The following is a 12,590-nucleotide window of genomic DNA, read 5'->3' as shown; positions in this document are numbered from 1 at the left end:
ACCCAAGAAACCACCCCACCCCGACGTTCGTCGTGGTCCCCCTCCTTGGAAAGGAGGGGATGACCTGAAAAAGGACGCCCTGCTATTTTTGTTAACACACCTGATGCAGGATGCAGGATGATCACGCAAAACCTGGTCGCTAAGTGGTGATCAGCATCTCTTTAATCTTGATCCTGCATCGCAGGATCTGAGGCGGAGGTGCGTGAGTGCAGTAAGTAAATAAAAAAGCCCCTGCGCATGGAGAATGCACAGGGGCTTTTCTGTGGGCACTACTAGATTCGAACTAGTGACCCCCTGCTTGTAAGGCAGGTGCTCTAACCAGCTGAGCTAAGCGCCCGGGAAAAAGAGTCATCGGTCAATGGACATCGGAACCTGCCCGAGGCAAGGCGTTCGACCAGTGACCAGTGACCAGTGACCAGTGACCAGTGACCAGTGACCAGTGACCAGTGACCAGTGACCAGTGACCAGTGACCAGTGACCAGTGACCAGTTCTATGTCGAGCGGGAAACGGGACTCGAACCCGCGACCCTCAGCTTGGGAAGCTGATGCTCTACCAACTGAGCTACTCCCGCTGATCGACAGCATGGTACGCCATCGCGCGCTTTGCTGTCAAGGCTGACTGCAACGCCCGACCCTGAGTCGCGTTCCAGCTTTCTTGCCGGCCCGGCAACCCGTACAGGTGAGACCAACCTGCGAACCTGTAACCGGCCAACCTGCCACCTCTTTAATTTCTCGTGGAGCCGGAAGAAGTTGTGGAACCGGGAAAACTTCCGCCGGCTCCGTGCATTTAAGCCTGCTCTGTTCGAATGCCGCTGCGCTTCGAGCGGGACAATCAACACCACATAGCACACCGATGAAACGCACGTATCAACCGAGCCGGCGCAAGCGCGCCAACAAGCATGGCTTCCGCGCCCGCATGGCGACGAAAAACGGCCGTAAGGTGCTGGCAGCCCGTCGCGCGAAAGGACGCAAGCGTCTGACCGTCAGCGACACCATGGCCAGCAAATAAGCCGGCCGCCGCCGCGCCGATGCCAACTGAATCCGACGACCGTCCCCGAGACCGATCGTTTGCCCTGCCGTCTACCCACCGGCTGAAGCGCCAGCGGCTCATACGTCCTCTGTTCGACCGTTCCCGGACCGATGTAGGATCCGTGGCGCGCGGCTGCGTTCGCCTCATTCACCGAACGCTCTCTCGCGTGGAGGCCGGCGTCGACGTGCCGATCCAGGTCGGCTTTGCGCCCGGCCGCCGCGCCCGGACCGCCGTCGAACGCAATCACATCAAGCGACGGCTGCGCGAGGATTACCGGCGCCACCACCATCTCCTGACCGACGCACTCGCCGACCGGGCCGACGTCGTGCTTGTGCTCATGATCCTCTTTCGCGGCGATCCTCCCGCCGCGGACTCCTGTATCCCCACGGATCTGCCCCGCGCGCTCGAGCTGCTCGCCGGCAAAATTCAAACAGGCTTTTTTTCCGAATGAACCTTTCACTCCGTACCATCGGTAAAAAGCGCGTCGCGCCGATGGCCCGGTGCTGAAGGGCGGCCCTCCTGGCAGGTGCCGTATCACGCAAAGACGAGAAGCATTTTGGACCGTAATACGATCATTGGGACCGTTCTGATCACGCTGATTCTGATCGTCTGGTTTACCTTCCTGGCGCCGCCTCCCCCGCCACCGCCCGCCGAACTCCCCGCCGATACCACGCTCGCGGTCGATCCCCTGCTCCCCGAACTGGAAGCGGACCGCGCCCCCCTCCTGGCTGCCGATCCGCTTGTTTCGGACACCACGATCGCCGGCGGCGTCCAGGGCTCCGAGCGCCTTATCACGGTCGATAACGATCTCTACGAAGCGGTCTTCTCCACGCGCGGCGCTACCCTCGTTTCCTTCAAGCTGAAGGAGTACAAGCAATTTAATCAGCGGGCCCAGGTCCAGATCGTGGACACCACCGGCGCCGGCGCGCTGTCGCTGGCCTTCACCACGCCCGCCAATCACAACGTCGACACCCGCGCCTTCCTCTTCGACGTATCCACCGACGACGACGCCATCCACGTCGAGGAAAACGACGAGCAGGTGGTGCTGACGTTCTTCACGGTGGTGGGGCAGGGCGGCATCCGCATGTCGTATTCGTTCACGCCGGGCACGTACGAAATCGGTCTGCGCGTCGAACAGGACAATGCGGCTTCGTTCACGACGCGCGAGGGCTACGAGCTGGTCTGGAACGGCGGGCTGCCGTATTCGGAAGGCAACCACACCCAGGAAGCGGTCAAGACCTCGGCGTTTGCGCGGAGCGGCGGGGAAGTCGAGGGCATCACGCTACAGTCCGATCCGGTCGAGACGAAAGACATGCGCGGCAAGGTGGACTGGATCGCGGTCAAGAACCAGTACTTCACGGCGGTCGTGATGCCCGCCGGCGAGACGCGCGGCGCGGAACTGGCCGGCGAACGCGTCGGCGCGATCGACGCGCCCGAGCATACCAAATATTTCGAGGCCCGGCTCCTGATGCCGCAGGCCGAGTCGGAAGTCGATGCCTTCACCCTCTACCTCGGGCCGCTCGAGTATTACCGCATCAAGGGGTACGACCTCGGCCTGTATGATATGGTGGATTACGGGTGGGACTTCTTCGAGTGGATTACCCGCCCGATCGCGAAGTTCATCTTCATCCCAATGTTCAACCTGCTGGACGACTTTATCCCCAGCTATGGCATCATTATCATCATCCTCGCCATCTTTATCAAGACGGTCGTGTCTCCGCTGACGAAGTCGTCGTACCGGAGCATGGCGCAGATGCGCGAGATCCAGCCCGAGATCAACGCGATCCGGGAGAAATACGCGGACAACCCCCAGAAGCAGCAGGAGGCGACGATGCGCCTCTACAAGGAGTCGGGGGTGAACCCGCTCGGGGGCTGTCTGCCGATGTTTGCGCAGTACCCGGTGCTCATCGCCCTGTGGCAGTTCCTGCCGCAATCGATCGAGATCCGACAGCAGGGTTTCCTCTGGGCGAATGACCTCTCGGCGCCGGACGTCATCCTGAATTTGCCGTTCAAGATTCCGCTCTACGGGGATTTTGTCGCCGGCTTCTGCTTGCTCATGGGCCTCTCGATGATCGTCCAGATGCGGCTGCAGTCCAACCCCTCGGCGATGGGGGGGACGCAGGCCAAGGTGATGATGTACATGATGCCGGCGATGCTCTTCCTGATCTTCAACCAGTGGGCGTCCGGGCTGAACCTGTATTATCTCGTCTTCAACATCCTCACCGCTTTCCAGCAGCGGTTCATCAACAAGTCGATCGAGAAGGAGCGCGAGGCGAAGGCCGCCGACGGGGCGGACTGGAGCGGCAAGCCGGTCGATCGGAAAAAATCGAACGGGGCAGCGCCGCGCGGCGGCAAAGGATCGCGCAGCACACAGCGCAAAGCCAAGCCCTGATCCCTTCGCGTGACCATGGACACCATCGCGGCCATCGCAACGGCGCGAGGGCGGGCGGCGCTCGCCATCGTGCGCGTATCGGGGCCGGCGGCGGTCCCCATCATGGCATCGTGTTTCAGCGGGCCGGCGCTGGCCTCGGCCGCCAGCCACACGGTGCACGTCGGCTATGTGACGGATGAGCGCGGCGAGGCCATCGACCAGGTGGTGGTGACCCTCTTTCTCGCCCCGCGGTCGGTGACGGGGGAGGACGTGGTCGAGGTATCCTGTCATGGCGGCGACCTCGCGCCGCAGCGGGTGCTGGCGCGGTTGACCGCCTGCGGCGCGCGCCTCGCGGCGCCGGGCGAGTTTACGCAACGGGCCTTTCTGAATGGGAAGATGGATCTCGCCCAGGCCGAGGCCGTCGCGGATCTGATCCACGCCTCGTCGTCGATGGCGCAGCGCCTGTCGGTGCGCCAGCTGCAGGGACGCTATTCCGAACAGCTTCAGCGTGTCCGGGCCGACCTGCTGGAGACGTGCGCGTTTATCGAACTCGAGCTGGACTTCGCCGAGGAGGATGTCGCGTTCGCCGACAAGAGCCGGCTCGCCCGCCTGCTCGCCAGCACCGAGGCTCTGCTCACGACCCTGCTCGGCACCTACCGCCTCGGCGAACTCGTGCGCGACGGCGTTCGGGTGGTGATCGGGGGGAGGCCCAACGCCGGCAAGTCGACCCTGCTCAACGCGCTCATCGGACGCGAGCGCGCCATTGTCAGCCCGACGCCGGGCACCACGCGCGACGAGATCGAGGCCGAGCTCGAAATCGAAGGGCTGTCGTTTCGCTTCGTCGACACCGCCGGCCTGCGCGATGCCGCCGATGCCATCGAGGCGGAGGGGGTCCGGCGCGCGCACCGCGCCATCGATACGGCCGACGCGCTCCTGTACGTCTTCGATCTCGGCGCCGGGTTGGATGCCGAAGAGCAAGGCTGGATCGCCGGGCGCCGGCGCGCCCAGCCCGAGATGCCGATCCTACTCGTCGCCAACAAGGTCGACCTCGTCGCGGCGCCGGAGCCGGGCGAGGCCATCGCGCTCTCGGCGAGCCGGGCGTTTGCCGAGCCGGCGGAGTTGCGCCCGCTCGTCGACCGCCTGCTCGCGGCCGTCGGCGCGGATCTGTCCATGGCGGAGACATCGGCCATCGTGACCAACCAGCGGCACCGGCAGCACCTGGCTCGCGCGCTCGACGCCGTGCGCGGCGCCGCCGCCGCCCTGGCGGGGGATGCCGGCGGAGACACCCTTGCGCTCGATCTCCGGGCGGCCCTCCACGAGCTGGGGCAGATCACGGGGGAGATCACGAACGAGGATGTGCTGGACCAGATCTTCTCCCGCTTCTGCATCGGGAAGTAGACGCTGTCTGAATAACGGATCGTACGCCCATGCACCACAATCAAGCGAGATCCGCTCCGTCAGATGCTCGATGCTGGATGTGCTCATTCCGCTGCATATCGAGTATCCAGTAACCAGCATTTGATGTCCAGTGCGCAAGGGTGCGTAAGATCAGTGAATAAGCCGCAGACTTGGCTCAGATATTATTGCCGTTATTGATAAAGACAGGCTATACCCCCAGACTCCCACACTCCCTTACCCCCACACCACTCGCAGGGCAGGGGAGCGATTAAGTACCACGGAACATAGGCCGATCCTGAAAGAGCCAGACATTCCGTGCCACGAGGTGAACGCACGGTGCTGGTCAACCTGACAGCCCGAGCCATGCTACAGACTACACCGAAAAAACCTGCGCCCAAACCGGCCGACGCTCCGAGCCGGCCTGACGACGACTTCGCCCGGTTTGAGTTGAAGGACCGCGTCGTCATCATGCTGCTGTTCAAACAGCTGGTGACGATGAAGCAGATCGAAAAGAACTGGCACAAGTGGCGCAAGCTGACCCAGCAGCGGCAATCGGAATCGCTCTGGCGTGTGCTGGCGGATGACCCCGAGCTGGAGCGCGAGCGCATCTTCGCCTGTGCCGCCGAGGTGTACGCCTTCGAGGACGCAGTCACCACGCCGGAGACCTCGCGCTACATCCGCAAGATCGAGGATGTCTTTTCGGCGAAGCAGTGGGAGCTGCTCGGCAGCCAGTTTCTGGTTCCGATCGCCCGGAACGGCGCGACCTGGACGTTCGCGACGTTCGACCCCACGCATCCCGAAATGGGCCAGACGCTCAAGAAGATCGGTCTGCCGAACTACGAGCTGCGGTATGCGCCTGAGATCGTCGTCAGGGACCTCATCAAGGACGCGTTCCCCCAGCATGTGAGGAACGAGTTTCTCGAGCGGGCGACGCAGGAGATGCACGCGTTCGACCTGGGCACCGAATACGAACAGGAGCAGGGCCTCATCGACGAAGACGCCCTCGAGGCCGAGATCGGCCGATCGACGCTCATTAACCTGTTCGAGGCCACGCTCCTGGAGGCCGTGCGCCGTGGCGCGTCGGACATCCACATATTCCCAAACAAGATCCGGCAGATCGAAATCCACTTCCGGATCGACGGCCAGCTCGATTCCTGGCACGTCGAAAAGCGTGTCCACGCCGAGGCGTTTCTCGCGGTCGTGAAGGACAACTCGGTGAACGTGGACCGCTTCGAGCGCGACGCGGCGCAGGACGGCTTCATCCAGCGAACGATCGACGGCACGCTCATCCGCTTCCGCGTGTCGGTGCTCCCGATCGCCAACGCGTCGCACGAGATCCGCTCCGAAAGCATCGTCATTCGTGTGCTCGACGACCGCAAGGTGGTGTCCGACCTCAAGAAGCTCGGTCTTCTCGACGAGGCCATGGAGCGCTTCAACTGGGCGATCCAGCAGCCGCACGGGATGGTCATCCTCACCGGCCCCACGGGCTCCGGCAAGACGACCACCCTGTTTGCCTGTCTGCACCAGGTCGTGACCCCCCGGGTGAACGTGCTGACGGTCGAGGACCCGGTCGAGTACCTCATCGATGGCGTCCGGCAGATCAAGCTCAATCCCAAACTGGATCTGGAGCAGGCGATCCGCGCGATTCTCCGGCACGACCCGGACATCGTGATGGTCGGCGAGATGCGCGACAAGGCGACGGCGGACCTGGCGATCAAGCTGGCGAACACCGGCCACCTGACGTTCTCGACGCTCCACACCAACGATGCCCCGAGCGCGGTGAGCCGGCTCTACAAGATGGGCGTCGAGACCTTCCTCATCGCGTACGCCATCAACCTCATCGTGGCCCAGCGGCTCATCCGCACCCTGTGCCCGTCATGCAAGGAGATCGACCAGGCCAGGAACCCGGCCCTGCTCCGCCGGCTCGGATTCACCGAAGAGGAAATCAAAACAACGACCCTCTTCAAGGCCGGCGACAACCGGAATTGCAAAACCTGCAACGGCATTGGCTACAAGGGGCGGCGCGCCATCACCGAGACCCTCGCCTTCTCCGATGAGATCCGCTCCATCATTGTCGAATCCGAACAGAACATCGACGAGGATGCGATCCGGAAACAGGCCGTCAAGGAAGGCATGTTGACGCTGCAGGATGCCGGACGCCGGATCGTCCTCATGGGCGAAACGTCCATCCAGGAATTGATACGCGTCGTTTCCTCCGACATGTGAAACGGGAACGCATCGCGCCGGCGCGACGCAGCCGTTCCCGTACCGCGTGACGCCGCACGACGGGCCGCGAACCCTCCTCCGCGCCGGCATAACGCCCGTTACGCGTAACCCGAGGCGCCGAATCCCAAACAGGCCGGCCATTCCCGTATTCGTTATCGAAATCACGTAGTGTTTTCAGTAACGGAACCCCCGATACGGTAACGATTCGATACGGGTAGGCCGAGCGTCACGCGCGCGGTTACGCGAGACCGCTCGACCGCAACGCTCGAAACGGAAGCGGTGATGCGTCGCGTTACGCGGTGCGTGTTTGGAAACGGGGGGATGTCACGAGACGCGGAACGGCGTGGCCGGAGGGGAAGGCGAGGTTCGGTCGTAACGGGAATGCGCGGGATGCCGCTACGGCAACGGAGTGCCGGCCGTCAGGCATGCTTCGGGTGCTTCAGGATCTCGTCGATCTTGCCGAGCAGCTTTTCGACGTTGAAGGGCTTGGTCACAAAATCGTTTACGCCGCGGCTCAGGGCTTCGCCGATCTGGGCGATGTTGATGCTGCCCATGGCGGTCAGAAAGATGATGGGGATATGCGCGTAGGACTTGCTCTCGCGGATACGACGCTGCACCTCGAATCCGTCGATGCCGGGCATCTTCAGATCGAGCAGAATCAGGTCCGGCTTCTCGGTCGCAGTCTGCTTCAAACCCTGTAAACCATCGGATGCCTCGAACACGACAAAACCGACGCGCTGGAGAACGTAGGCTAGTTTCTTGCGCATTACTCGGGCATCATCGACGATCAGGATCTTCTTACCAATGGATTCGCGAGAGATCGAAAATGTATGTGGTGTCGGCTCATTCATGTGTATCGGTGATATCGGGGAGCATCAGGTGCACGCATACACCTCGGCGTGTCCTTTTAATCGGCCACCACGATGAATTCTATAGCTGGGGGCCCGGCCCGGGCGGGATCGACACGCCGGCACCCGGGTACCATGGACCGACTCCTCTGATTTGAAACACGAAGGTTTGCGACCTCATGGCTGGCGTAGCTGAATATGATGTGATCGTGGTAGGCGGCGGCCACGCCGGCGCGGAGGCGGCGGCGGCGGCGGCCCGGATGGGCGCGCGCACGCTGCTGGTCACGATGGACCTTCAGGCCCTCGGGCGCATGTCGTGCAACCCGGCCATCGGCGGCATCGGCAAGGGGCAGCTCGTCCGCGAGATCGATGCGCTCGGCGGGTTGATGGGTCGGGTGACGGACACGACCGGCATCCAGTTCAGGATGCTCAACCAGCGCAAGGGGCCGGCCGTCTGGAGTCCGCGCGCCCAGAGCGACCGGGCGCGGTACGCGGAGGCGGTGCGCCGCGACCTGGAGTCTATCCCGAACCTCCACATGCGGATGGACATGGCCACGGAGGTCATCGTGGAAGGCGGCCGGGTGACGGGCATCCGCACCCAGGCGGAGCAGACCTTCCGGGCGCGCTGCGTCGTGCTCACCAGCGGCACGTTCATGAACGGCGTGATCCACATCGGCCGACGGCAGTATGGCGGCGGCCGCGCCGGCGAACGCGCGTCGACCGGTCTCACGGCCTGCCTCCAGCAGCTCGGCTTCGAGAGCGGCCGTCTCAAAACGGGGACCCCGCCGCGCGTGGACGGCCGGACGATCGACTACAGCCGGGTCGCCGAACAGCCGGGCGATCCCTACGCCAGCCCGTTTTCGTTTATGACCGACGCGCTGCCGGCCGACCAGCTCAGCTGCTGGCTTACCTACACCACGCCGGCGGTCCACGATACGCTCCGGACCGGCTTCGGCGAGAGCCCGATGTTCGCGGGGCGGATCCAGGGACGCGGGCCCCGGTACTGCCCGTCGATCGAGGACAAGATCGATCGCTTCGCCGACAAGGAGCAGCATCAGATCTTTCTGGAGCCCGAGGGCCGCGACACCTACGAGGTGTATGTCAACGGGTTTTCGACGAGCCTGGCCGAGGAGGTCCAGCTCCGGGCGCTCCGCCAGATCCCCGGCCTGGAGCAGATCCATATGATCCGTCCGGGCTATGCGATCGAGTACGATTATTTCCCGCCGTACCAGCTTCGCTATAGCCTGGAGACGAAGACGGTCGAAGGGCTCTTCTTTGCCGGCCAGATCAACGGCACCACCGGGTACGAGGAGGCGGCCGTGCAGGGGCTCATCGCCGGCATCAACGCCGTGCAGCGCCTGCGCGACCGGGAGCCGCTCATCTTCAACCGATCCGAGGCGTATATCGGCGTGCTCATCGACGACCTCGTGGCCAAGGGGACCGACGAACCCTACCGCATGTTCACGTCGCGCGCCGAGCACCGGCTCCTGCTTCGCCAGGACAACGCGGACCTCCGCCTCACGGAACGGGGGCATGCGCTGGGTCTCGCCACGACGGAGCGGCTGGATCGCATGCGCGCCAAGCGCGAGGCGATGTCGGCTACCCGGGCGAAACTGGAGCAGACGTCCATCCATCCCGATCTCGTCAACGGCTACCTGGAGCGCGTCGGCACGTCCGCCATCCTGCAGCCCGAGCGTCTGGCGAAGCTGGCTTTGCGGCCGCAGGTAGACCTGAAGGCGCTCATCGAACACGCCGGCGTGTATGACCAGGTGGTGACGCCCGCGCCGGGGCTGGAGTCGGTCGAGACGCTAGTCGAGACCGAACTCAAATACAGCGGGTACCTGGATCGGGAGCGCGAGATGGTCGAGAGCATGATGCAGCTCGAGCGGTGGTCCATCCCGGAGGGGTTCAACTTCCGATCGGTCTCGAACATCACCATCGAGGCGCGCGAGAAACTCAGCAAGATCCAGCCGGAGAATCTGGGTCAGGCGTCCCGCATCAGCGGCGTCAGCCCGGCGGACATCTCCGTGTTGATGGTCATGCTGAAGCGAGGATAGGCGGATGCGCGCATTGACCGCGGATCAAGAGGCGCAGCTGACGGACTTCGCGCAGCACCTGCATCGCTTCAACGCGACGCACAACCTCGTCGCGCGGCCGGCCTCGGTGGAGCAGCTCGAACGCCACATCCGGCACTGCCTCTACCTGACCCATCGAGCGTTTCCCGACGGGGCGACCGTGGTTGACTGGGGCACGGGCGGCGGGCTGCCGGCGATCCCCCTGGCCATCGCGTTTCCAAACACGCGGTTTGTCGCCGTCGACGCGGTCGACAAAAAAATCATGGCCGCGCGCGCGATGGCGCGCCGGCTGGGGCTCGCCAACCTGGAGGCGTGGCACGGCCGCGCCGAAGCCTGGCCCGGCGTCACCCACTATTCGGTCTCCCGCGCCACGGCCCCGCTGGCGACGCTCTGGGCGTGGCACGTCCGGGTCGCCGAGACGTTCGCCCCCGCGCCCGAAGCCGCCTGCTGGCCGCCCGGGCTGATCGGCCTCAAGGGGGGCGACCTCGCCGGCGAGATCGAAGACCTCGTGCTCCGGTTTCCCGATGCCCGGTGCGCGGTGGCGCCGCTGGAGGATCTGGGTGCGCCATCGTATTATGAGGAGAAAGTCATCGTGCAGGTGACCCGCGCCCCCGAGGCGTAGCCGCCCGCACCCGAACCCGTGCCACCCACGTCCCGCCCGATCGGATGCCCAACGCCGAACGCGTCCTCAATCGCACCGAACGTCTCTTCGCGCTCGTCCTGCTGTTGCAGAACCGTCCCTACCTGTCATCGAAAGACCTTGCCGATCACTTCGGGGTGAGCCGGCGCACGATCTTCCGCGACCTGCGCGCGCTCGGCGAGTCGGGCGTCCCGCTCACTTATGCCGACAGCGGCGGCTACGAGATCCTGGACGGCTACCAGCTCCCGCCGCTGATGCTCACCGCCCGCGAGGCGGCGACGCTGCTGATGGGCACGGAGTTCACCAAGCTCCAGTCGGACGCCTCGCTGGCGCGCGATGCCGACCAGGTCGGTCTCAAGATCGAGGCCGTGCTGCCGCCCGAAATCAAGACCTACATCGAGCGGCTGCGCAAGAGCCTGGTGATGGATCCGTACTGGCTGCATGCCCAGCGGGCGGAGTTGCGGGACGACGAGGAGGGGCGCTGGTACGAGCTGAGCCAGGCGGTGGCCGGCCAGAACAGTGTCATGATGGAGTATTACGTGGCCAGCCGCGACGAGGTCACCCGCCGCACGGTCGATCCGCTCGGACTCGTGTACTACACCGATCACTGGAACCTCATCGCCTACGACCACCTTCGAGGCGACATCCGCAATTACCGGCTGGATGCCATCCGTTCCATGCGGGTGCTGATGGAGCGATTCCAGCCCCCGGAAGGATTCGATCTCACCCGCCATCTCGAGGAGCGCGGCGAGAGCCCGGAGAACGTCCGTGTCCGGATTCGCTTCGACAACCGCATTTACCGGTGGGCGCGCCGGGGTATTCCGGCGAAGATCGAGGAGGAAAACGATCAGGACGGCATGACGACGGTCACCTTCTGGTTCGAGAACATGATGTACGTGGCGAGCTGGTTGATCCGGTTCGGCGCGATGGCCGAAGCGCTGGAGCCGGCCACACTGCGCGAGGTGATCCGTGACCAGGCGCTCGGCATCCTCACCGTCTATCCGGGTGGGGGCTGAGGCGGACTGGTATGGAGGTCGAACCCCGCCGGCCCTCGCTCGCCTGGCGCATCGCGCGCTGGATGCCGCTCGCGCTCCTCGGGGCCGCTGCGATCGGGTTTGTCCTGCTGTTTCTCCAGGGCGGCCTGGTGGCGGTGATGGCCTGGTATCTCGGTCAGTCCATCCTGCCGTTTATGGGTGCCTGCTTTCTGGTGGGATCCATCGTCTACGGTCTCGTGCGGAAGCGCCGCAGCCCGGTGCTCGTTGCGACCATCGTGGGGTCGCTCGTCGCGCTCTCGCCCGTGCTGGTGCTTTTCAAGGTGGCCCCGCTCGCGTACCCTGTATCGCTCGGCGACGTGGAGCCGGCCGCGCACGTCCGGCTCCCGATGGACACCCTGATGTATGTGGCCTGGGGGGGCGACGCGGTGTCGACCAATTACCACGCCGCCTCGCCCGATCAGCGCTGGGCCTACGACCTGGTGGTGGCGCCGTTTTTTACCGCGAGCGATAGCCTGGGCGACTACGGCTGTTACGGCCTGCCGGTGCTGGCGCCGGCGGCCGGCGTCGTCGATGTGTCGCTCGACGGCCGACCCGACGCGCCGCCCGGCCGGCTCTCGTACGACCTGGCGAATCCGCTCGGCAACTATGTATCGATCCGGCTCCGGGAAACCGGCGCCTACCTGATCCTGGCGCATCTTCAACCCGGCAGCGTGCGCGTTGCCCCGGGCGATACCCTGCGCGAGGGGCAGCCGATCGGTCGATGCGGTAATTCGGGCAACACGAGCGAGCCGCACGTCCACATCCACCATCAACGTCAGAGTCCGTCGGAGACGCCGATCGGCTTCGCCGAAGGTCTCCCCCTCTACTTCCGGGACGTTATCGGCCCCGCCATGCCCGTCGGCGGCTTTCGGATCGAGGGCAACCGGGCCATCATGCTGGGCGATTCGCTCCGAGCGGTGTTAGCGCGATAGGATATGTGTGAAATATGTTTAACTGGACTGGCTGAT

The 12,590-nt window shown here is 64.4% G+C and carries 10 protein-coding genes and 2 tRNA genes; 9 read left to right on the top strand and 3 right to left on the bottom strand.

What is annotated here, in order from left to right:
* Positions 1-263: 263 nt before the first annotated feature.
* Together R2834_09340 and R2834_09335 are read right to left on the bottom strand one after the other, a co-directional pair.
* Positions 264-337: transfer RNA gene (locus R2834_09340), tRNA-Val, on the bottom strand.
* Between the two features lie 162 nt (positions 338-499).
* Positions 500-572 (bottom strand) — tRNA-Gly (locus R2834_09335).
* A 281-nt stretch (positions 573-853) separates the two neighbouring features.
* On the opposite strand from R2834_09335, the gene rpmH reads away from it, so the two are divergent.
* The 5 genes from rpmH to R2834_09310 all read left to right on the top strand — a co-directional run bounded on the left by rpmH (position 854) and on the right by R2834_09310 (position 7,025).
* Entirely contained in the window at positions 854-1,009 is a 156-nt protein-coding gene (rpmH, locus tag R2834_09330) for a 50S ribosomal protein L34 (protein MEZ4700521.1), read from the top strand.
* Positions 1,010-1,028: 19 nt separating this feature from the next.
* A complete protein-coding gene (locus tag R2834_09325) occupies positions 1,029-1,481 on the top strand; it encodes a ribonuclease P protein component (GenBank protein ID MEZ4700520.1) in 453 nt (150 codons plus the stop codon).
* Between the two features lie 105 nt (positions 1,482-1,586).
* Positions 1,587-3,422 carry a membrane protein insertase YidC gene (gene yidC, locus R2834_09320; protein ID MEZ4700519.1) on the top strand — a complete coding sequence of 612 codons (1,836 nt, stop codon included), beginning with the start codon at positions 1,587-1,589 and terminating at the stop codon, positions 3,420-3,422.
* Between the two features lie 15 nt (positions 3,423-3,437).
* Positions 3,438-4,799: a tRNA uridine-5-carboxymethylaminomethyl(34) synthesis GTPase MnmE gene (mnmE, locus tag R2834_09315; GenBank protein ID MEZ4700518.1), complete on the top strand. Its 1,362-nt coding sequence runs from the start codon at positions 3,438-3,440 to the stop codon at positions 4,797-4,799.
* Between the two features lie 363 nt (positions 4,800-5,162).
* Entirely contained in the window at positions 5,163-7,025 is a 1,863-nt protein-coding gene (locus tag R2834_09310) for a GspE/PulE family protein (GenBank protein MEZ4700517.1), read from the top strand.
* A gap of 419 nt (positions 7,026-7,444) precedes the next feature.
* On the opposite strand, the gene R2834_09305 is transcribed toward R2834_09310, so the two are convergent.
* Entirely contained in the window at positions 7,445-7,876 is a 432-nt protein-coding gene (locus R2834_09305) for a response regulator (GenBank protein ID MEZ4700516.1), read from the bottom strand.
* Positions 7,877-8,052: 176 nt separating this feature from the next.
* On the opposite strand from R2834_09305, the gene mnmG reads away from it, so the two are divergent.
* The 4 genes from mnmG to R2834_09285 are packed head-to-tail and all read left to right on the top strand — an operon-like array spanning position 8,053 to position 12,554.
* Positions 8,053-9,930 carry a tRNA uridine-5-carboxymethylaminomethyl(34) synthesis enzyme MnmG gene (gene mnmG, locus R2834_09300; GenBank protein MEZ4700515.1) on the top strand — a complete coding sequence of 626 codons (1,878 nt, stop codon included), beginning with the start codon at positions 8,053-8,055 and terminating at the stop codon, positions 9,928-9,930.
* 4 nt (positions 9,931-9,934) lie between these two features.
* Entirely contained in the window at positions 9,935-10,570 is a 636-nt protein-coding gene (locus R2834_09295) for an RsmG family class I SAM-dependent methyltransferase (protein MEZ4700514.1), read from the top strand.
* 44 nt (positions 10,571-10,614) lie between these two features.
* Positions 10,615-11,604 (top strand): YafY family protein, encoded by a 990-nt coding sequence (locus tag R2834_09290; protein ID MEZ4700513.1) that lies wholly within the window; start codon positions 10,615-10,617, stop codon positions 11,602-11,604.
* 11 nt (positions 11,605-11,615) lie between these two features.
* Positions 11,616-12,554 carry a M23 family metallopeptidase gene (locus R2834_09285; protein MEZ4700512.1) on the top strand — a complete coding sequence of 313 codons (939 nt, stop codon included), beginning with the start codon at positions 11,616-11,618 and terminating at the stop codon, positions 12,552-12,554.
* Positions 12,555-12,590 lie beyond the last annotated feature (36 nt).

The sequence above is a fragment of the Rhodothermales bacterium genome (genome assembly GCA_041391505.1).
GTDB lineage: Bacteria > Bacteroidota > Rhodothermia > Rhodothermales > JAHQVL01 > JAWKNW01.
Note: the sequence above shows the minus strand (reverse complement) of the source record. Positions and strands in the feature narration are given on the sequence as shown.

What these genes read in the sequence shown, in the direction of transcription:
- rpmH (MEZ4700521.1), top strand. Translation starts at nt 854, where the DNA reads ATGAAACGCACGTATCAACCGAGCCGGCGCAAGCGCGCCAACAAGCAT.
- R2834_09325 (MEZ4700520.1), top strand. Translation starts at nt 1,029, where the DNA reads ATGCCAACTGAATCCGACGACCGTCCCCGAGACCGATCGTTTGCCCTG.
- mnmE (MEZ4700518.1), top strand. Translation starts at nt 3,438, where the DNA reads ATGGACACCATCGCGGCCATCGCAACGGCGCGAGGGCGGGCGGCGCTC.
- R2834_09310 (MEZ4700517.1), top strand. Translation starts at nt 5,163, where the DNA reads ATGCTACAGACTACACCGAAAAAACCTGCGCCCAAACCGGCCGACGCT.
- R2834_09305 (MEZ4700516.1), bottom strand. Translation starts at nt 7,876, where the DNA reads ATGAATGAGCCGACACCACATACATTTTCGATCTCTCGCGAATCCATT.
- mnmG (MEZ4700515.1), top strand. Translation starts at nt 8,053, where the DNA reads ATGGCTGGCGTAGCTGAATATGATGTGATCGTGGTAGGCGGCGGCCAC.
- R2834_09295 (MEZ4700514.1), top strand. Translation starts at nt 9,935, where the DNA reads ATGCGCGCATTGACCGCGGATCAAGAGGCGCAGCTGACGGACTTCGCG.
- R2834_09290 (MEZ4700513.1), top strand. Translation starts at nt 10,615, where the DNA reads ATGCCCAACGCCGAACGCGTCCTCAATCGCACCGAACGTCTCTTCGCG.
- R2834_09285 (MEZ4700512.1), top strand. Translation starts at nt 11,616, where the DNA reads ATGGAGGTCGAACCCCGCCGGCCCTCGCTCGCCTGGCGCATCGCGCGC.